This window comes from Pseudomonas sp. E102 (genome assembly GCF_052660185.1).
The window spans coordinates 1,101,814-1,122,754 of sequence record NZ_CP084025.1 but is presented as its reverse complement, the minus strand read 5'-3'; the positions used below and the strand labels follow the sequence as shown (position 1 = coordinate 1,122,754).

Below are 20,941 nucleotides of genomic sequence, written 5' to 3'. Positions count from 1 at the left end.
GCAGGTTTCCTGTTGTGGGAACGCATCAGCGAGGCACGGATTTACTGCCTCGGGCTATCTACTGAGTCAAAGAGGCTTGCACCGGCACGGTCAGCTCGACCCGCAGCCCGTCCGGGCGGCTGTCGAACTGCAAGCCGCAGCCGCATCGCTGAACGATGGCCTGGACGATTGCCAGCCCCAACCCGCAACCTTCGCTCTGCCCATTGCGCCAGAAGCGCTGCGTCAGGTGCTGGACATCGTCGGCGGCAATGCCGGGCCCGTGGTCGCGTACCTGGAAACGCACGCGCTGGCCCACCATTTCCAGGTTCAGCTCGACGTCAGTATCGTCCGGGGTATGGCGCAGGGCGTTGTCCAACAGATTGCGCAGCGCGGCTATGGACAAGACCGCCGGCATCTGGACCGGCGCATCGGACAATTGCGGCGAGACATGCAGCCTGATTCGCTGGGGAGCGCCATTGGCCGCGTCCTGGATAGCCAGCCGCGCGACTTGCGCGGCATTGCATTGCACACCGTCGTCGAACGACAGGCTGCCCTCGACCCGGGCCAGCAACAACAATTGTTCCAGGGTACGGTGCAACCGATCGGCGCCCTCCTCCGCCCGCGCCAGGGACTGGTCGCGAGCGGCGCCGTCGGTCATGCGCGCCACCTGCAGGTGCGTCTTGATGGCGGTCAAGGGGCTGCGCAATTCATGGGCCGCGTCGCCGGTCAGGCGGCGCTCACGTTCGATGGCCTTGCCGATGCGCAGCAGCAGCTGGTTCTGGGTTTCCAGCAAGGGTTGCAACTCGCTGGGCAACGGCTGGATCTGCAACGGCTCCAGGGAGTCCGCGTTACGCCGCGTCAACGCATCGCGCATGCGATTGAGCGGCGCCAAGCCCTGGCCGACGCCTAGCCACAACAGGCACAGGCAACCGAGCAACGCCACGCCGACCGGCACCGACGCCGCCAACAGCACCGACATGTTCAAGGCTTCGCGTTCAATCTGGCGGTCGGCGGTGGTGATACGCAAGTCGCCACGGGCCAGGGTGAAGCTGCGCCACGGCGCGCCATCGATCATCTGGTCATGAAAGCCCATCTTCTCGGCTTCCAGCGGTTGTCCCGGGGTGTCGTGGCTGCGTGCCAGGATTTCGCCCCGCAACGAGGTAACCTGACAAGCCATGCCCCCCGGGACGCTCAGTTGTTCGGCGCTGAAATGCGTACCCTCACCCTTGCTGGGCACCGGCGGCAATTGCTCCAGCAGCCCGGCGACCATCTGTGCCGAGGCGACCAGGCGCTGATCGAGAGAAAACATCATCTGATTGCGCAGGTCGCTGAGCATCCACGCCGCCGCCAAGGCCCAGATCAGGGCAAATGCCGCGCCCAGGGTCAGGCTCAAGCGCAATCGCAGGCTCATCACTTGGAAGATTCCCCGCCATCGGCCGGCCCCAGGCGATAGCCCAGCCCGCGCACCGTCTCGACAACGCCATTGCCCAGTTTGCGTCGCAGGTGGTGGATATGGACGTTGAGCGCATTGCTTTCCAGCTCGTCATTGAAGCCGTAGACGCTGTCCTTGAGTTGCTCGGTGGAGAGCACCCGGCCACGGCTGTGCAACAACGCCTGCAATAGCGCCTGCTCGCGCCGGGAGAGGTCAACCGGCTGGCCGTCCAGGGTGGTTTCCCGGCTGCTGGGGTCATACGTCAGGCGACCATGTTCGATCAGGTTGACGCTGCGCCCGGCAACGCGCCGCAACAACGTATGCAGGCGCGCCGCCAGCTCGCGCAGGTCGAAGGGCTTGAGCAGATAGTCATCGGCGCCGGCCTGCAAGCCGTCGACACGGTCGGTCACCGAGTCCCTCGCGGTCAGGATCAGCACCGGGATTTCCAAGCCCTGCTGGCGCAATTGCTTGAGCAGCTTGAGGCCATCCTCATCGGGCAAGCCGAGGTCCAGCACCATGACATCGAACGTCGCCACGCCGACCATGGCCCGCGCCGCCGATGCCGTGGCGACGTGCTCGACCGTCAGGCCTTGAGCCGTGAGCCCGGCCACGATGCCGCTGGCAATCAGCGCGTCATCTTCGCATACCAATACGTGCATGAACGCTCCATGGGCAAAAGCCGCGATTGAACCAAGTGAACATTAAGGCGCAATTATGGCAGCCCGCAAAGCCGTGGGTGCGAGGCATACCAGTAACCGTTGGAAACATTCGAACCCATCGCCATACATATATACCGCACCCGAATGGACCGTCGCTTTTACTTTGGTACCCGCTGGACACATATTTTCCTTATTGAAGCAGGTATCCCAACATGTATACGCATACGAACGCGCTGCTCAGTTACGCCGACTTTGTCACCGCGATCCAAAACCTGGTCGACCATGTAAAAAAGCAACGAACAATGGCGACAAACGAGGGCCTGGAGTTATACAACCTGGGAGAATTCAACAGGGCGAAACTCCATCTATTGATAGCTGCCACGGATGGCAACAAAGAAGCGCAATATGCCTTGGCGGAGGTGCTGAGGCGTGACGCCGGAAACATGACCGAAGAGGCGCGAAACTGGTACCAAAAGGCTGCTGGTCAAGATCATTTCTACGCCCTGCTGCGACTGGCGGACGAAACGTCGTTGGCCAAGGCCAAGGCATTGGCTGAAGCCAACGCAGACCCGGCTGAGCGCCTGCTACAGCTTTACGAATTGACGGGGGACATCGAGTCGTTGAGAAAATCCGAGCGAGCCGGTTCCTCCGAGGCCAAATGTATCCTGGCTTACTTGTATGGAAGGGATGAAAAACTTGTCCCCTCCGGCCTCACCCCAACGGCTGAACAGACGAGACTCCTGCTGGAAGCCGCGATTGCGGGCTTGCCCAAAGCCATGGCGTGGTACCCCAGACTGTTAACAGTACGCGATAAGACAACCAGACGTGCCTGGCTGGAAAAGAGGCTTCAGCTCAATGATGTCAATGCCTTGCTGGACTACGCCTTTGCGATCTCGACGGAATACGACATGGACGAGGATGAACAGGAATACGGCTACGAAAAAGACCTTGTCAAAGCCTACGCTCTGCTCTGGCTGGTCAGTGATACAACGCGCCAATTCAAGCGCCACGCTGATACTGTCAAAAATCTCGCCAACCTCGAAGCGCAATTGACCGCGCAAGAAATCACCGACGCCAAGCAACAGGCCCAAGCGTGGAAACTGAGCCATCCCCCGATGTCCGAATACCGGTTAACCTATCAGGAATTCTGATTGGCCCGACGGGTGCCGGCACGTTTGTAGGCTGGCGTTAACTTAAGGTTAATCGCCAGCCGCCACTGTGCGCCTCACTCTCCTGGTTCTAAGGCTCTACCCCATGCGTCGATTGTTTTTGCTGTGGCTGTTTCTGATCTCGGGCCTGGCCCAGGCCGCCAATCCCTTCGAAACCAAGCCCGACTTCCTGCCGGTGGAAAAGGCATTCGTCTTTACTTCCGAACGCCTGGACTCCGGTGAAACCCAGTTGTTCTGGCAGATCGCCGACGGGTATTACCTGTATCAGCAGCGGCTCAAGTTCGATGGCCTGGCCGAAGCGCAGAAACCGAAGCTGCCCGAGGGCGAAGCCCACAGCGACGAGTTCTTCGGCGAACAGCAAGTCTACCGCCAGGCATTGGAGCTGAAGATTCCCGCCGGGGCTACCGGCAAGGTCAAGGTCGGTTTCCAGGGCTGCGCCGATGCGGGCCTGTGCTATCCGCCCCAGACCCAAATCCTAGACCTGGGCGGCGCCGCACCGGTGGCAAGCACTGGCGAGGCGCAAGACCAGGCGCTGGCCAGCGGCTTGCAGCAGCGCGCGCTGGGCTGGAGCCTGCTGGTGTTCTTCGGCCTTGGGCTGTTGCTGGCGTTTACCCCTTGTTCGCTGCCGATGCTGCCAATCCTGGCGGGATTGGTGGTGGGTAGCGGCGCCGGCCCCCGGCGCGGCCTGGCGTTGGCCGGCAGCTACGTGATCAGCATGGCGATGGTGTACGCCGCCATGGGCGTGCTCGCCGCGCTGTTGGGAGCCAATCTGCAGGCATTGCTGCAACAACCGTGGTTGCTGGGCACCTTCGCGGCCATCTTCGTTGTATTGGCGCTGCCGATGTTTGGCTTTTTCGAACTGCAACTCCCAGCCGCCCTGCGTGATCGCTTGGAAAACGCCGGCCGCCAGCGCCGCGGTGGCAGCCTGGTGGGTGCCGGCGTTCTGGGAGCCCTGTCCGGTCTGTTGGTAGGGCCGTGCATGACTGCGCCGCTGGCCGGCGCGCTGTTGTACATCGCCCAGAGCGGCAACGCGCTGCATGGCGGCCTGATCCTGTTCACCATGGGTGTCGGCATGGGCCTGCCGCTGTTGTTGCTGGTGACCGTCGGCAATCGTTTCCTGCCCAAGCCAGGCGCCTGGATGAACCTGCTCAAGGGCGTATTCGGCTTCCTGTTCCTGGGTACCGCGTTGCTGATGATCCGCCCGGTCATCGACGGCTCGCTGTGGATCGGCCTTTGGGGCGCTCTGCTGCTGATTGCCGCTTACTGCGCCTGGCGCCAGACCCAGGGGTTCGGTCGCGCGCCCTATCTGTGGGGCAGCGTATCGCTGCTGTTCGGGTTGTGGGGAAGCCTGCTGGTGGTCGGGGCGGCGGGAGGCAGCGACGATCTGTTCAAGCCGCTGGAGGTCTACAGCGGTGCCCAGGGCAATGCGACTGCCCAGGCCCACGACGCCTTCATCACCGTCAGCGAGCCCGCCGCCCTGCAACGGGAATTGGACAGCGCCAAGGCCCAGGGCCAATGGGTCCTGCTGGACTACTACGCCGATTGGTGCGTGTCGTGCAAAATCATCGAGAAACAGGTGTTTGGCCGCGCCGAAGTCATGGCCGCGCTTAGCGACGTGCGCCTGCTGCGCCTGGACGTCACTGCCGACAACGCCGCCAGCCGAGCGCTGCTCCAGCGCTACCAGGTGCCGGGCCCGCCCAGCCTGCTGTGGATCGGGCCCGACGCAGAAGAACGCCGTGGCCAGCGCATCACGGGCGAGATCGATGCCAAAGGCTTCCTGGAGCGTTGGAACCTGACCCGGGATGCAGGCTGATGCTGACCTTTACCCTGGGCACCTTTGCCATCGCTATCCATCACCTCCTGTTGATCAGCGCGCTGGCATTGGCGACGTTCGTCGGCTGGCGAGTGGCCAAGCGCGGGGGCGAGAACCCCGAGTCGGTGCTGTTCGTGCTGTTTTTGCTCGGGCTGCTCGCCGCGCGAACAGGTTTTGTCGTGGCGTACTGGAACCATTATCGGGACGACCTCTGGCAGATCGTCGATCTGCGCGATGGCGGTTTCCTTGCATGGCCGGGGATATTGGTGCTGTTGGCCGCGGCGCTGCTGTGGGCGCGGCGCCGACCGACCCTGCGCCGGCCATTGGGCTTTGGTGTGGGCAGCGGCCTGCTGTTCTGGCTGGTGGCGACAATGTCATTGACCATCTATGACCAAGGCACGCGGTTGCCGGAGATCGAGCTGCGCAACGCCGACGGCCAAACGGTGAAACTTACCGACTATCAGGGCGGGCCTCTGGTGGTCAATCTGTGGGCCACCTGGTGCCCGCCCTGCCGTCGCGAAATGCCGGTGCTGGAAGCCGCTCAACTGGAACGCCCGGACTTGACTTTCCTGTTCGTCAATCAGGCCGAAAGCATGCATAGCGTCAGCACTTACCTCGCCACCCAGGGCCTGAGCCTGCACAACGTGCTGTTCGACGGCAGTGGCCGTCTCGCCCAGGCCGTCGGGTCAATGGCCTTGCCGACGACCCTGTTCTACGGCGCCGATGGCCGCCTGCTCGGCAGTCACCTGGGTGAACTGTCGGAAGCCAGCCTGGCCCGCGCCCTGGAAAATTTCGAAACGCCGGGTCCAACCTCGGCGATCCCACCTTCTACAAGGAAACTGCCATGCCCCGCCTCCACCACCTGCTGACCCTGGCTTTCGCCGGCGCGTTGCTGCAGGCACCGCTGCTTCACGCCGAAGAATTGCCAGCGGCCATCAAGAAGATCGAAGCCAAGGGCGCGAAAATCGTCGGCACCTTCCAAGCACCGGACGGCCTGCGCGGCTACGCGGCGCAATACCAGAACCGTGGGATGGCGCTGTACCTGACGCCGGACGGCAAACACGTCCTGCTGGGCAACCTGTACGACGCCGACGGCAAGGACTTGAGCGCCGAACCGCTGCAAAAACTGGTCTATGCCCCGATGGCCAAGGAAATCTGGGCGAAAATGGAGGCCAGCAACTGGATCGCCGACGGCAGCAAGGACGCACCGCGCACCGTGTACCTGTTCAGTGACCCCAATTGCCCGTATTGCAACATGTTCTGGGAACAGGCCCGGCCGTGGGTCAAGGCCGGCAAGGTGCAGTTGCGTCACATCATGGTGGGCATCATCCGCGAAGACAGCCCCGGCAAATCGGCCGCCCTGCTCGCGGCCAAGGCGCCGGAAAAGGCGCTGGCCGACCATGAGAAAGCCGGCAAGGGCAGCTCGCTCAAGCCGCTCAAGGAAATACCACCGGCCATCCAGGCGAAACTGGACGCCAATCAGCAATTGATGGACGAGTTGGAGCTGTCCTCCACTCCAGCCATTTTCTACCTCGATGACCAGGGCGAACTGCAACAGCAGCAAGGCGCGCCGTCGTCGGACAAACTGGTGAAGATTCTCGGGCCTAAGTGATCCGGAACACTGAACTGTGGCGAGGGGATTTATCCCCTCGCCACAAAGTCAGTGCATCCGTTTCAGAAATCCCAACAACGCTTCAGTCACACATTCCGGATTCTCCAGGTTGGATATATGACCCGCCTGCGCAATCAGCATGTGTTCGCAGCCGATCAGCTCGGCCATTTCCAGGGCCTCGGACGGTGGCCGCGGCTTGTCCTGGTCGCCACACATCACCAGCGTGCGCCTGGCATCCAGTTCAGGCAGGCGCGACAGGACGTCGTCCCGACCAAAAATGATCCGCCCCAACGGCACGATACTGTCCCTCAGGCGATCCGTTGGCAGCGCGGCCAAGGTGGCACGAAACTGCTGGTAGAGCGCCGACCGCGGATCGATGCCCGGCCGGAAGAAAATCGGCACGATGATATCCAGCAGCGGCTCGGGCACGCTGCCACTGGCCTCGATCTTGTCGAACAGTGAAAAATAATACTGGCGGGTCGGTTCCGGCTCTACCCCGACGTAGGTGTCCATCAACACCAGCGAACTCACTCGCTTAGGCGCTGCCAGCGCCAACCGCGCCCCCCACATTCCGCCCACCGACAGGCCGACCAGGTTGAAGCAGTCGATATCCAGGTGATCCATCAACGCCAGTGTCTGGCGGGACAAGTCGTCCAGTGAGGTCATGCCCTCGGGAAGTCGTCCGGATTGCCCGTGGCCCCATAGCTCCGGGACGATGACCCGATAGTGTTTCGACAGGGCATCGACCTGTGGCGCCCACATGCTCTGGTCCCACAAATAGCTGCTACCCAGCACCACTACCGGGCCTTGGCCCTGGTCCAGGTAATGGAGCGGTTGTCCGTCAATCGTTGCAAAGGGCATCGGTGACCTCCTTGTTTGGCAATGGAATGGCCCAGGGGAGACTGCCGTGACCCGCACTGAGCGTCAACCGCTGGCCTAAACCGCTTCGTAACGACCTGTAAGGTCTGACAGTAGATAAACGCAGCCACTGACGATAGCTCGACGGTTCGATCGCAAAACCGCGACAAAAGTCTCGCCCCCCATCGCGAGCAGGCTCGCTCACACATTTTGATCTCTGGACTCTGATCCATTGTGGGAGCGAGCCTGTCGCGATGAGGCCGCGACAGGCATCACAGCACTACAACCCCTCCAACTCCGCCATCAGATCATTCAACCGGTCCACTTTCTCCTCGGTCATTTCGCTGGCTTGCAACCCCGCAATGTATTCAGCCAATTGCTCCACGGTGCTGCACTCGAACATCGCCCTGAGCGGCACGTTGCGTTGCAAGGCCTTCTGCACGCGGGAGGCAATTTGTGTCGCCAGCAAGGAGTGCCCGCCCAGCTCAAGGAAATTGTCCCGCGCCCCCACCCGCTCGACCTTCAACACTTCGGCCCAGATATCCGCCAGGGTCTGCTCCAGCGCATTCGCGGGCGCCTGGTAGTCGTGGCCGTGCAACTGGCCGATTTCCAACGCCGGCAGCCCCTTGCGATCGAGCTTGCCGTTGGCATTGAGGGGCAAGCGGTCGAGCCACAGCCAGTGCAGCGGCACCATGTATTCGGGCAGCTCGCTGCGCAGGCGCTGTTTGATCCGATCCAGGCGTTCGCTCGGGCTGAGCGTCGAGTCGGCATCAACCAGATAGCCCACCAGATGCTTGCCATTGACGCCCTCCTGCACCCCGACCGCCGCATCGCGGACTTCGGGCTGCTCATGCAGCCGTGCTTCGATTTCCCCCAGTTCGATGCGGTAACCGCGGATCTTCACTTGATGATCTATGCGCCCGACGTATTCCAGCACGCCATCGCTGCGGCGGCGCGCCAGGTCGCCAGTGCGGTACAGCCGCTCGCCCGGTGCGCCGAACGGGTTGGGCACGAAGACCGGCGCCGTACGCAACGGATCGCTGACATAACCACGCCCCACTCCGGTGCCGGCGACGCACAACTCGCCCACCGCGCCCAATGGCACCAGTTCCAGCGCGCCGTCGAGCACGTACAAACGGTTGTTGTCGGTCGGCGTGCCGATGGGCAGGTAGGTGCCACGGGTCGAGGCCATGTCGACCCGGAAGAACGCCACGTCATCGGAACATTCCGCCGGTCCGTAGGCATTCACCAGGGCGATGTCGGGGTAACGCACCAGCCATTGATGGGCCAGCTCCGGTGGCATCGCTTCGCCGGTGGGCAGCATCCAGCGCAACCCATCCAGACCGGTGTGCTCCTGGGCGAGCATGCCCTGGATCAACGAAGGCACGCTTTCCAGCACGGTAATGCCCTGACGACCCACATGGTCCAACAGTCCTTGGGGATCGTGGGCGATGGCATTGGGCACGATGTCCACCCGGGCGCCGAACAACGGGGCGGTCAGGAACTGCCACACCGAAATATCGAAGCTCTGGGACGCGGTCTGGGCGATCACGTCCGTTTCATCCAGCGCCAGGTACGGCACTTTGCTGAGCTGGTTGTTGAGCATGCCGCGCTGCTGCACCATCACGCCTTTGGGCAAGCCGGTGGAGCCAGAGGTGTAGATCACATAGGCGAGGTTGTCCGGCCCGCTGTAAACGCCAGGATTGTCCACCGCCGTATCACTGGCCTGGACGTCTTCCCAGACCAGCAGCTTCGGCCTCCCGGCACAGGCGAACTCTTCCAGCAAGGCCAACGCCTGTTCGCGACAAGCTCTCGTGCAGACCAGCAACGGCGTGCGGCTCAGCTCGATGATGCGGCTCAGGCGTTGGCTCGGCAGGCCTGGGTCCAGCGGCAGATAACCGCCGCCGGCCTTGAAGCTGCCGATGATCATGCCCAGCAAGTCCAGGCCGCGCTCGGCCAGCAGCGCCACCGGCTGGTCGAGACCGACGCCCGCCTCGATCAGCCCATGACCGAGGCGGTTGCTGCGTACGTTCAACGCGGCGTAAGTCCAGCTGTCGTCCTGGCAACTGGCGGCAATGCGTTGCGGATGAGCCGCCACCCGGGCCTCGAACAGCTCCACGTAACTCTGCTCCAGCGGATAGGCACGTTCACTCTGGTTGCAGCCCTCGATGAGGAAAGTCTTTTCTTCAGACCCGATCAGCGCCAGCTCGGCCATGTCACCGTGGAAACCTTCGATCAACGCCAGCAGCAATCGCTTGAACTCACCCAGCAGCCCCTGGACCGTCGACTCATTGAAGTAACGCTGGTCGTAGGACAGGTGCAGTCCGAGATCGTCGCCCGGGTAACACACCGCCGTCAGCGGGAAGTTGGTGTGGGTGCGCCCTGAATCCGAGGTGGCGTTGAGGCTCTGGGCGCGGTCCAGCACCGAGACTTCCACCGGCGCGTTCTCGAACACGAACAGGCTGTCGAACAACGGCTGGCCCTTGGGCAGTTCGCTGACCTCCTGGATGCTCACCAGCGGCAGGTATTCGTACTCGCGCAGTTGCATGTTGCTGTCCAGCAAACCGTTGAGCCATTGGCGCACGCTGCAACGCTGGTCATCCGACGGAATCTGCACTCGCAAGGCGACGCTGTTGATGAACAGCCCCACCGTGCGCTGCATGTGCGGCAGCTCCACCGGACGGCCGGCCACGGTGACGCCGAACAGCACGTCGCGATCGCCGCTGACCCTACGCAGCACCAAGGCCCACGCGGCCTGGGCGAAGGTGTTGACAGTCAGCTGATGGGCCTGGGCCAGCTCGCGCAAACGCGCACCGTCTCGAACGTCGAGCCGGGTGTAGCAATCGCCGACGACCATGCCGCCGCTGTCACCGGCGTGCTCGCGCAGGAACGGTCGATCCGCGGGGATCGGCGTGGTCCGCTCGAAGCCTTGCAGGTTCTGCTGCCACCACTGCCGGGCTTCGGCCAGGCCCTGGTGTTGCAGCCAACCGATGTAGTCGCGATAGCGCGGCGGCACGGCCAGGTGGGGCTCGCGCTGTTCGCCAAGGGCCGTGTAGATTTCGAAGAAATCGTCCATCAGCAGCGAACGGCACCACGCATCGATGAGGATGTGGTGGTTGCTCATCATGAACCAGTAACGCGCCGCGCCAACCCGGATCAAGCGCAAGTGGAACGGCGCCTCGTTCAACAGATCGAAACCGGCCTCCCGTTCGCTCTTGAGCAGCGCCTGGAGTTTGGGCTCCTGGGCGTCGTCGGGTACTTGCGTCCAGTCGAGGTATTGCACCGGCGTGCGGCCGGGCTTGTGGATGACCTGCAGCATGTCTTCACCGACATTCCAGCAGAACGAGGCGCGCAAGGCTTCGTGACGGGCGATCACCGCCTGCCAGGCTTGGGCGAAACGCTGGGGGTCGAGTTCACTGTTGATGCGGTAGCGGTCCTGCATGTAGTACAGGCCCGTGCCCGGTTCCAGCAAGGTGTGCAGCAGCATGCCTTCCTGCATCGGTGTCAGTGGGTAGACGTCTTCGATCTCCGCGGCCGGCACCGGCAGGTTGTCCAGTTGCGCCTGGGTCAGTTTCGCCAGCGGGAAGTCCGACGGCGTCAGGCCGCCCGCCTCGTCCGTCAGGCAGTGTTCGATCAAGTGCTGCAGTTCGTCGAGGTAAGCGTTGGCCAGCACGGCGATGCTCTGGCGGTCATGGCGCTCGGCACTGAAGGTCCAGCGCAGCGCCAGTTCGCCGCCGCTGACCTGGCAGTCGAGGCTCAGTTCGTTGGGCAGCGGAGCGTCGGGGTCGTGAATCGCGCCAAGCGGCTCGTCCAGCGGTCGGAACAGCGCGTCCTGGCCGAGGGCATGGTCGAGCTGGCCGAGGTAGTTGAAAGTGACCAACGCTTGCGGCAGGCCGGCCATCGCCTCGCGGGTGCCGCTGTCTGTCAGGTAACGCAGCACGCCATAGCCGAGGCCCTTATGGGGCACGGCGCGCAGTTGCTCCTTGATGGCTTTGATCGAGGTGCCGATATCATCGGCCGATGGGCTCAGGCGCAGCGGATAGACACTGGTAAACCATCCCACGGTGCGGGTCAGATCGATGTCATCGAACAGCGCCTCGCGACCATGACCTTCGAGCTGGACCAACGCCGAATCGTGATTGCTCCAACGGCACAGCACCCGGGCCAGCGCCGTGAGCAACAGGTCATTGACCTGGGTGCGGTAGGCACTGGGCGCCTGTTGCAGCAATTGCCGGGTGCGCTCGGCGTCCAGGCGCAGGCTGACGATGCCGGCATGCCGTTCCTGCCGCCCGCCGTCGGGACGCGCGCAAGGCAGTGTCACCTGCGGACCACTTAACTGACCTTGCCACCAGCTCATTTCCTCGCGCAGGGATTCGCTACCGGCGTAGGCCCGCAAACGCGCGGCCCAATCACGCAAGGGGCTGGTCTTGGCTGGCATTTGCAGCGTTTGTCCGGCGACGCATTGGCGGTAAGCCGTTTGCAGATCGTCCATCAGCACCCGCCATGACACACCGTCCACCACCAGGTGGTGAATCGCGATCAGCAGGCGCTGCCGACCGTCCGGCAGGTGCGCCAGCACGGCTCGTAGCAGCGGCCCAGTCGCCAGTTCGAAGCCACGCTGGGCCTGGGCAAACACGGCTTCGCAGGCGTGCGGCGAGCCCACCGATACCGTTTCCAGCAGCGCTCCCTCGAACACTGGCTGATGCTCGGCGCGCCACTGACCGGCGCTGTTGCCAAAGCCCAGGCGCAAGGCGTCGTGCTGCTCGAAAACGGCGCGCAACGCTTGCTCCAGAGCATCCGCTTCCAAGGGCGTGGTCGGCTCCAGCAACAACGCCTGGTTCCAATGTTCACGGTTGGGTATTTCGTTGGCCAAGAACCAATGCTGGATCGGCGTCAGCGCCGACTCACCGCTCAACAACCCTTGCTCGGCGCTCACCTGTTCGCTGCGAGTCGCGACCGCCGCCAGGGCCTGCACGGTCTGGTGCTGGAACAGGTCGCGTGGCGTGAAGTGGAGGCCCTGTTGCCGGGCCCGGCTGACGACCTGGATCGACAGGATCGAATCGCCGCCCAGCTCGAAGAAGTTGTCGTTGAGGCCGACCTGCTTCAGGTTCAGCACGTCGCACCAGATTGCCGCCAGCGCTTGCTCCAAGGCATTGCTCGGCGCCACGTATTGTTGGCGATTGAGCTCCGGATCCGGCATCGGCAAGGCGCGGCGGTCGAGCTTGCCGTTGGCGGTCAGCGGCATGCTCGCCAGCAGGATCAAGTGCGCGGGCACCATGTAGTCCGGCAGTTGCGCCTTGAGGTGGTTCTTCAGCGCTTCGCGCAGCGCCGCTTGCCCGGCGGCGTCCTGAGCGGCGATGTCGGTGGCCAGATAACCGGCCAGTTGCTTGCCGCCGGGCATGTCCAGGGCCAGTACCACGGCCTCGCGCACGGCATCGTGCTCCAACAAACGGTTTTCGATTTCCCCCAGCTCGATGCGGAAACCGCGAATCTTCACCTGATGGTCGATGCGTCCAAGGTACTCCACCTGGCCGTCGGCGCGCTGGCGCACCAAATCGCCAGTGCGATACAACCGTCCGCCATGGGCGGCAAACGGGTCGGCGACGAAACGCTCGGCGGTCATGCCCGGGCGCTGGTGATAACCCTGGGCCAGCCCGGCGCCGCCAACGTACAACTCACCGGTCGCGCCCTGCGGCACCAATGCCAGGTCGGCGTCGAGAATGTAGGCGACCCGAGCACCGATCACGCTGCCGATCGGCACGCTGCCGGCGCCCTCCTCCAGTCGCTCCGGGGCGAGGCTCGCCAGCGGCATGACCACGGTTTCGGTCGGCCCGTAGGCGTTGAAGAATAGATCCGGGCTGAATGCGGCGCGGATACGCTGCAAATGCTCGCCGGTCAGGGCCTCACCACCGGTGATGCACATGCGCACCGGCAGCGTCTGGCCCTGGGTCGCCAGCCATTGCGCCAATTGGCTGCCATAGCTGGGGGTGAAACCGAGGATATTGATGCGGTGTTGGCGAATCAGGCCGCAGATTTCCTCGGCATCCCACTGGCCCTGAGCGCGCAGCACCACGTGGGCCCCGCTGAGCAAGGGCACCAGCAAGCGCTCGGTGGCGGCGTCGAAATTGATCGAATAGAAATGCAGCTCGCAGTCTTCGGGGCGCATGCCGAAGCGCTGGATCACCGCCTGGCAATGCATGGCGATTTCGCCGTGGGACACCACCACACCCTTGGGTTTGCCGGTGGAGCCGGAGGTGTAGATCAAGTAAGCCTGGTGTTGCGGCAGATTGATTAGCCCTGGTGACTGGTCGGGGTAATCCGCCACGGCCGCGCTGTCGTCTTCCAGGCACCAGCGTTGCACGCCTTCCGGCAGTGGGCCTAGGGCCTGAAACATGGCCCGATCGCTGAGCAACAGACCGACGCCGCTGTCCTCGATCATGTAGAGCAAGCGGTCCAGCGGGTATTCCGGATCCAGCGGCACGTAGGCGCCACCCGCCTTGAGGATCGCCAGCAAGCCGACGACCATTTCCAGCGAGCGCTCCAGGGCCAGGCCCACGCGAACCTGAGGCCCGACACCACGTTCGCGCAACATCCAGGCCAGGCGATTGGCCCGGCGTTCGAGTTCACCATAGGTCAGGCTCTGCCCGGCGAACGTCAGCGCCGGCGCGTCCGGGCGCACCCTGGCCTGTTCTTCGAACAATGAATGGATGCATCGATCCAGGCGATGCTCGCCCGGTTCTTCGCCCAGACTCTCGAGCAACTGCCGCTGTTCGCCGGCCTCCAGCAACGACAGCTCGCTCAGCCGCCGGGCCGGATCCACCAGCAGCGCTTCCAACAGGTTGCGCCAGTGCCCGGCCATGCGGGCAATGCGTGGCTCGTCGAACAAATCGGTGCTGTAGGTCAGGCAGCAACCCAGGCGCCGGTCCAGATCGGTGACTTCCAGGTTGAGGTCGAACTTGGTGGCCCGCGCATCGTTGACCAGATAGTCGACGCTGATGCCGGCCAGCGTGCGGCTTTGTTGGAATTCCCACCGCTGCACGTTGCACATCACCTGGAACAGCGGGTTGTACGCCGCGCTGCGCGGTGGCTGCAACGCTTCCACCAGATGATCGAACGGCAGGTCCTGGTGGGACTGGCCCTCGATCACGGTGTGGCGCACCTGCTCCAATAGCTCGCCAACGGACATCTGCCCGTCGAGTTGGCAACGCAGCACTTGGGTGTTGAGGAACGCGCCGATCAACCCTTCACTTTCCGGACGGATGCGGTTGGCCACCGGCGCGCCGATGCGCAGGTCGGTCTGGCCGCTGTAGCGATAGAGCAGCACGGCCAGGGCAGCGGTCATCGTCATGAAAAGGGTCAAGCCATGCTCGGCGTTGAAGGCACGAACCCGTGCGGCCAAGTCATCGCTGAGGTCGAAACGGAACAGTTCGCCGCGATGGCTTTGTACCGGCGGACGCGGGCGGTCCCCCGGCAACTCCAGCAAGGGATGTTCGCGGCCCAGCTGCGCGGTCCAGTAATCGAGTTGGCGTTGGCGCTCGCCGGATTCCAACCACTGGCGCTGCCAGGCGCTGTAGTCCAGGTACTGCACCGGCAACGGTTCCAGCGGCGACTCGCGATCATCGATAAAGGCTTCGTACAGCGCGCTTAGCTCCCGGGCGAAGATGTCCATCGCCCAGCCCTCGGTGACGATGTGATGCAGCGTCAGCACCAGGTAATGTTCGTGCTCGGCGGTCTTGACCAGGCAGGCCCGCAGCAGCGGCCCGATTTCCAGGTCAAAGGGCTCGTGAGCTTCGCTGTCGGCCAGTTGCTGCACCCGTTGCTGGCGAATGTCGGCGTCGAGCATGGAGAAGTCCTTCCAGTCCATGCGCAGGCCCGTCTCGTCGTGTACGTGCTGGCGAGGCACGCCGTCGACGCTCGGGAACGTGGTGCGCAAGGTTTCATGGCGCAGGATCAACGCCTGCAACGCCGCTTCGAAGCGCCCGACATCCAGCACCCCGCGCAGCCGCGCCATGCCACCGACGTTGTAGGCCGGGCTATGCGGTTCCATCTGCCAGAGGAACCACATGCGTTGCTGGGAATAGGACAACGGCACCGGTTGGCTGCGGTCGACTTTCTCGATTGGCGGCTGGCGGTTGGTCCGGCCGCTGGCCTGGATCAACCGCACTTGCTCGGCGAACGCTCCCAGCTCACTGGCCTCGAACAACGCACGCAACGGCAACTCGACATCGCAGGCCTGGCGCGTACGGGAAATGATCTGGGTCGCGAGCAACGAATGGCCGCCCAGGGCGAAAAAATCGTCCCTCAAGCCGACGCGGGCAAGGCCCAGCACGTCGCGCCAGATCGCGGCGATCTGCTGTTCGAGAGCGCTGGCCGGTTCGACGTGTTCGCGCACCTGCCATTGCGGCTCGGGCAAGGCACGACGGTCGAGCTTGCCGCTCGGGCTCAGGGGCATGGCGTCCAGGCGCAGCAGTTGGGCGGGCACCATGTAGTCAGGCAGCTCACTGGCAAGGGCGCTCTTCAAGCGCGCGGCCTGGGCGATATCGTCTTCATCAAGGACTGCTGCGGTGTAATAGCCGATCAACTGCGGACCGGCCGCCGTATCGCGCACCAGCACCGCCGCCTGGGCGACGCCGTCCTGGGCCAGCAACCGCGCCTCGATTTCCTGAGGTTCGACGCGGAAACCGCGCAGCTTCACCTGCTGATCGAGGCGGCCGAGGTATTCGATGACGCCGTCGGCACCCCAGCGCGCTCGGTCCCCGGTCCGGTAGAGCCGCGCGCCCGCCAGCCCTTGGGGGTCGGCGACGAAGCGCTCCGCGGTCAACCCGGGGCGCCCGAGGTAACCCCGGGCCAGGCCCAGTCCACCGATGCACAGCTCACCCGGCACGCCGACGGGCACGGGATTGAGTTCACTGTCGAGGATGCGGCACAGCACGTTAGCCAAGGGCCGGCCGATGGGCGAGCGCTCGCCATCGTCTGCGGTGCAGTGCCAATGAGTGACGTTGATCGCGGTTTCGGTCGGGCCATAACGGTTGTGCAATTGCGCCGCCGGCAATTGCGCCAGCACCCGGTTACGCAATTCGGCTGGCAAGGCTTCGCCCCCGGAGAAAATCCGCCGCAGGCTGGTGCAACGGGCACTCAACGGCTCGTCGATAAACAGGCTGAGCAACGGCGGGACGAAATGCAGCGTGGTTACGCCAAAGTGCTCGACCAATTGAGCGATGCGGTGCGGGTCGCGGTGTTCCCCCGGGCCGGCCAGGACCAATCGGCTGCCGGTGATCAGCGGCCAGAAGCACTCCCACACCGACACGTCGAAACTGATCGGCGCCTTTTGCATCAACACGTCGGTTTCATCCAGCTCATAGGCGGCCTGCATCCACTGCAAGCGTTCAGCCAGGGCCGCGTGGGTATTGCCGACACCCTTGGGTTGGCCGGTCGAGCCGGAGGTGTAGATCACGTAGGCCAGATGATCGCCGTGCAGGTGCAACCGCGGCGGGTTGCTCGGCCATTGCTCCAGGTGCAGCGCATCCATGGCGATGACGCTGACGCCCTCGCAGGCCGGCAAGCGTTCGAGCAGCGCGGTTTGGGTCAGCAGCAGATCGACGCCGCTGTCGTGGAGCATGTAGGCCAGGCGTTCGCTCGGGTAATCGACATCCAGCGGCACGTAGGCGCCACCTGCCTTGATGATCGCCAGCACGCCAACAAGCAATTGCGGCGAGCGCTCGGCGGCAATCGCCACGCACACGTCCGGGCCCACGCCTTTGTCCCGAAGATAATGAGCCAGCCGATTGGCCTGGGCGTGCAGTTCAGCGTAGTCCAGCGAGCCGCCATCCCACTGCAATGCCCTGCGTTGCGGTGTGAGCCGGGCCTGGTCATTAAGCAGTTCCGGGAGCCATTGCGTGGCGGGCGCGCAGGGTGCCGCCGCCCAACGCTGCTGCTGGGCGAGTTCATCGGCGCTCAACAACGGCAAATCGCCCAGGGCCTGCTGCGGATCAGCGCAGACCGCCCGCAGCAAACTGCAAAAGTGCTCGGCCAGGCGCGCGATGGTTGCCGCCTCGAACAACTCGTCTGCGTAGTCGAACGACAGTGTCAGCCGACCGTTGCGGTCTTCTTCGCTGTGCAACTGCAGGTCGAACTTGGCCTCGCGGCTGTGCCATGGCAACTCATCCGCCAACAGTCCCGGCAGACGCCGCAACGCGCCGAGGTCGCGCTGCTGGTGGTTGAACATCACTTGGAACAGACCTTGATCGCGAGCCTGGGGGAAGGCTTCCAACAGCTGTTCGAAGGGCAGGTCCTGATGGGCCTGGGCGGCGAGCGTCGCCTCCCGGGCCTGGGCCAGCAGCGCGGCGAAGGGTTGACGCGAATCGGTTTGCGCGCGCAGCACCTGAGTGTTGATGAAAAAACCGATCAAGCCTTGGGTTTCCAGGCGCGGGCGGTTGGCGTTGGGTACGCCGACGCGAATGTCGGACTGACCGGTGTAGCGCTGCAACAAGGCCTGGAACGCCGCCAGCAACAGCATGAACACCGTCGCGTCATGGGCCTGGGCGATCTGGCGCAGAGCATCACTGAGTGACTTGTCCACGCGCAGGCTATGGCGCGAGGCGCTGCGACGCAGTTGGGCACTGCGCGGGTGGTCGGTGCCCAGCGCCAGGGTCGGGTGCTCGTCGCCCAACTGCTGTTTCCAATACGCCAGTTGGCGATCGGCTTCGCCCTGGGCAAGCCATTGCCGTTGCCAACTGCCGTAGTCGGCGTATTGCAGCGGCAACGGCGCCAGCGCGGCGATTTGTCCTTGGGACGCTGCGGCGTACAGTCGCGAGAATTCTTCGATCAACACATTCATCGACCAGCCATCGGCAATGATGTGGTGCATCGTCACCAACAGCAGGTGATCGTCTTCCGCCAGGCGCAGCAAGGCGACCCGCAGCAGCGGGCCTTTTTCCAAGTCGAATTGAGTGGCTGCTTCGTCTTCGCGGAGACGCTGGGCCTGGGCTTCGCGTTGATCGGTGGCCACGTCGCTGAGGTCGATCACCTGGAGATTGAACTCGCCGGCCGGATCGATCCGCTGCAGGGCCACGCCGTCGCGCTCCAGGAACCGTGTGCGCAAGGATTCATGGCGCTCGGTCAATTGTTGGAGGCTGGCGCGCAGCGCTTGTTCGTCCAACTCACCACGCAGGCGCAGGGCGCCGGGGATGTTGTAGGCGCGGCTGGCAGGGTCCAGCTGCCAGGTCAGCCACAAACGGTTCTGGGCCAGGGACTGCGGCAGGGCTTCATCGCGCGCCAACGCTTTGATGGCGCCTTGGGCCTGGCCGCCGTCCTGTTGCAGATTTGCCACTGCCGTCGCGAACGCGTCCAGGGTTGGCGCTTCGAAGAGCAGGCGCAGGTTGAGTTCCAGACCAAGCACTTCACGCAGCCGTGCAATGATCTGGGTGGCTGCGATGGAGTTGCCGCCCAACAGGAAAAAATGATCGTCGCCACGAACCCGCTCAACGTGTAGCTGCTCGCACCAGAGGCGGCCGATCAGTTCTTGCAGCTCGGATGATGGCGCGGTTTCATCGCCGGTTTCAGCCTTGGCCGAGGGGAACCGTGCATAGCTGTCGAGGCTGGCGTCCGCCAACCGGGCGCGGCACGCCGAACGTTGCAGTTTGCCGCTGGACGTCTTGGGCAGCGCCCCCGGGTTGAGCAGCACCACCACGCTCGGCGCTTGCTGGCAGGCGTCGGCCACGGCCTGGCGAATCGCGTTGATCAAGGCGTCGGGGGGCAGGATCTTCTGTACGCTACGGCTGATTTCAGCAGCGATGCCGATGCCTTCCTCGCCCGCCTCATCGACGGCGAAGGCGGCAACCCGTCCTTTGCGCACCACTTCCACTTCCCGTTCGATGGTTTGCTCGATGTCCTGGGGGTAGAGGTTGTGCCCGCGCACGATCAGCATGTCCTTCAGGCGGCCGGTGATGTACAGCTCGCCTTCGCGCATAAAACCCAGGTCGCCGGTGCGCAGCCAAGTGCGGCCGTCATGCTGGACGAAGGTCTTGGCGCTGGCCTCGGGGTTGCGCCAGTAACCGTGGGCGATGCTCGGGCCGGCGGCCCAGACCTCGCCCACCTGGCTGTCGGCCAGCGGTTGCAGGGTGTTGGGTTCGACGATCAGCACCGCATGATCCGGCTGGCTCACGCCACAACTCATCACCGCGCAGCCCTGCCCCGGCTCGGCACGGTTTTGCGTCAAGGCTGCATCGTCCATGCGCATCGATGGGATGCCTCGGCCACGTGGCGTGCCGGCCACGAACAACGTCGCCTCGGCGAGCCCGTAGGAGGCCATGAAACGGTCGGCCGTGAAGCCGCACGCGGCAAATTTCCCGGCAAAGCGCTCCAGGCTATCGAGGCGGATCGGCTCGGAGCCGGAATAGGCCACGCGCCAGCCACTCAGGTCGAGGCGGCTCAGGGCGGACTCACTGACCCGTTCGCTGCACAATCGATAGGCGAAGTCCGGGCCGCCGCTGATGGTGCCGCCGTACTCGCTGATCGCTTCGAGCCAACGCAACGGCCGGGCGAGGAAATAGGCCGGCGACATCAGCACGCAAGGCACGCCGCTGAAGATCGGCTGTAGCAAGCCGCCAATCAGGCCCATGTCGTGGTAAAGCGGCAGCCAGCTGACGATGACATCGTCGGGGTTCACATCGATGCCGAAGCCACGGCGGATCAACAGTTCATTGGCGACCAGGTTGCCGTGGCTGACCTGCACGCCCTTTGGCAAGGCGGTGGAACCGGAGGTGTATTGCAGGAAAGCGATGTCATCGCGTTGCAGCTGCGGCGCTTGCCATTGCTCGGCGCGGGTCGGATCGAGCGTATCGACGCACAGCACCGGCGGTGCCGATTCGATGGCTTGCAAGGTGTCGCGCAGGTCAGCGGTGGTCAGCAACAGCCGCGGCTCGGCATCGGCGATGATCGACAGCAAGCGCTCCTGATGATGCCGACGGGAGGATTCCGGCGGATAGGCCGGTACGGCGATCACGCCGGCATACAGGCAACCGAAGAATGCCGCGACATAATCCGGGCCGCTGGGGAACAACAGCACCGCTCGATCAGCGAATCGGGCCTCGGCCTGCAAGGCGGCGGCGATGGTCCGGGCGCGTTGATCCAGGTCGCGATAACTCAACACCACGCCCTGCTCCGGGGTATCAGCCAGGAAGCGCAAGGCCACCTGATCCGGGGTCAACGCGGCGCGGCGCTGGAGTGCGTGAGCCAGGGTGCGGGGAAGTTCGAACGCGTCGGTCATGGGGGGTTCCTGCCTGAAATTCGGCTTGCAAGTGGTCACCCATGGGGACGGATAACACCGGCAAATAATTAGTCGGCGACCTTGTCCTCACGCGGGTGGCAGAACTGCAGGCCATCACGCGCCGCGACAACGGGTCGCAGCTATCGGGCTGG

8 protein-coding genes are annotated in these 20,941 nt (G+C 64.0%); 4 read left to right on the top strand and 4 right to left on the bottom strand.

Annotated elements, in window-relative coordinates:
- Positions 1 to 58: 58 nt before the first annotated feature.
- Positions 59 to 1,390, bottom strand: a complete 1,332-nt coding sequence (locus tag DOCECA_RS05275) for an ATP-binding protein (RefSeq protein WP_420764755.1) — start codon at positions 1,388 to 1,390, stop codon at positions 59 to 61.
- Positions 1,390 to 2,070 carry a response regulator gene (locus DOCECA_RS05270; protein ID WP_420764756.1) on the bottom strand — a complete coding sequence of 227 codons (681 nt, stop codon included), beginning with the start codon at positions 2,068 to 2,070 and terminating at the stop codon, positions 1,390 to 1,392. Before DOCECA_RS05270 ends, DOCECA_RS05275 begins: the two co-directional genes overlap by 1 nt.
- 212 nt (positions 2,071 to 2,282) lie before the next feature.
- Here DOCECA_RS05270 and DOCECA_RS05265 point away from each other — a divergent pair, with 212 nt between their 5' ends.
- The 4 genes from DOCECA_RS05265 to dsbG all read left to right on the top strand — a co-directional run bounded on the left by DOCECA_RS05265 (position 2,283) and on the right by dsbG (position 6,664).
- On the top strand, positions 2,283 to 3,221 hold the full coding sequence (locus DOCECA_RS05265) for a sel1 repeat family protein (protein WP_445571554.1): 939 nt from the start codon (positions 2,283 to 2,285) through the stop codon (positions 3,219 to 3,221).
- 103 nt (positions 3,222 to 3,324) lie between these two features.
- On the top strand, positions 3,325 to 5,052 hold the full coding sequence (gene dsbD / locus DOCECA_RS05260; protein WP_434650459.1) for a protein-disulfide reductase DsbD: 1,728 nt from the start codon (positions 3,325 to 3,327) through the stop codon (positions 5,050 to 5,052).
- Entirely contained in the window at positions 5,052 to 5,921 is an 870-nt protein-coding gene (locus DOCECA_RS05255) for a TlpA family protein disulfide reductase (RefSeq protein ID WP_434610468.1), read from the top strand. The genes dsbD and DOCECA_RS05255 overlap by 1 nt, the downstream gene beginning before the upstream one ends.
- Positions 5,897 to 6,664, top strand: coding sequence for a thiol:disulfide interchange protein DsbG (gene dsbG / locus DOCECA_RS05250; RefSeq protein ID WP_420764760.1), 768 nt, complete (start codon positions 5,897 to 5,899; stop codon positions 6,662 to 6,664). The genes DOCECA_RS05255 and dsbG overlap by 25 nt, the downstream gene beginning before the upstream one ends.
- A 48-nt stretch (positions 6,665 to 6,712) precedes the next feature.
- Here dsbG and DOCECA_RS05245 read toward each other — a convergent pair whose 3' ends face one another.
- Complete coding sequence (locus DOCECA_RS05245) at positions 6,713 to 7,525, bottom strand: alpha/beta fold hydrolase (protein ID WP_445571553.1); 813 nt, start codon at positions 7,523 to 7,525, stop codon at positions 6,713 to 6,715.
- A gap of 277 nt (positions 7,526 to 7,802) precedes the next feature.
- Positions 7,803 to 20,789 (bottom strand): non-ribosomal peptide synthetase, encoded by a 12,987-nt coding sequence (locus tag DOCECA_RS05240; RefSeq protein ID WP_445571552.1) that lies wholly within the window; start codon positions 20,787 to 20,789, stop codon positions 7,803 to 7,805.
- Positions 20,790 to 20,941: the final 152 nt, after the last annotated feature.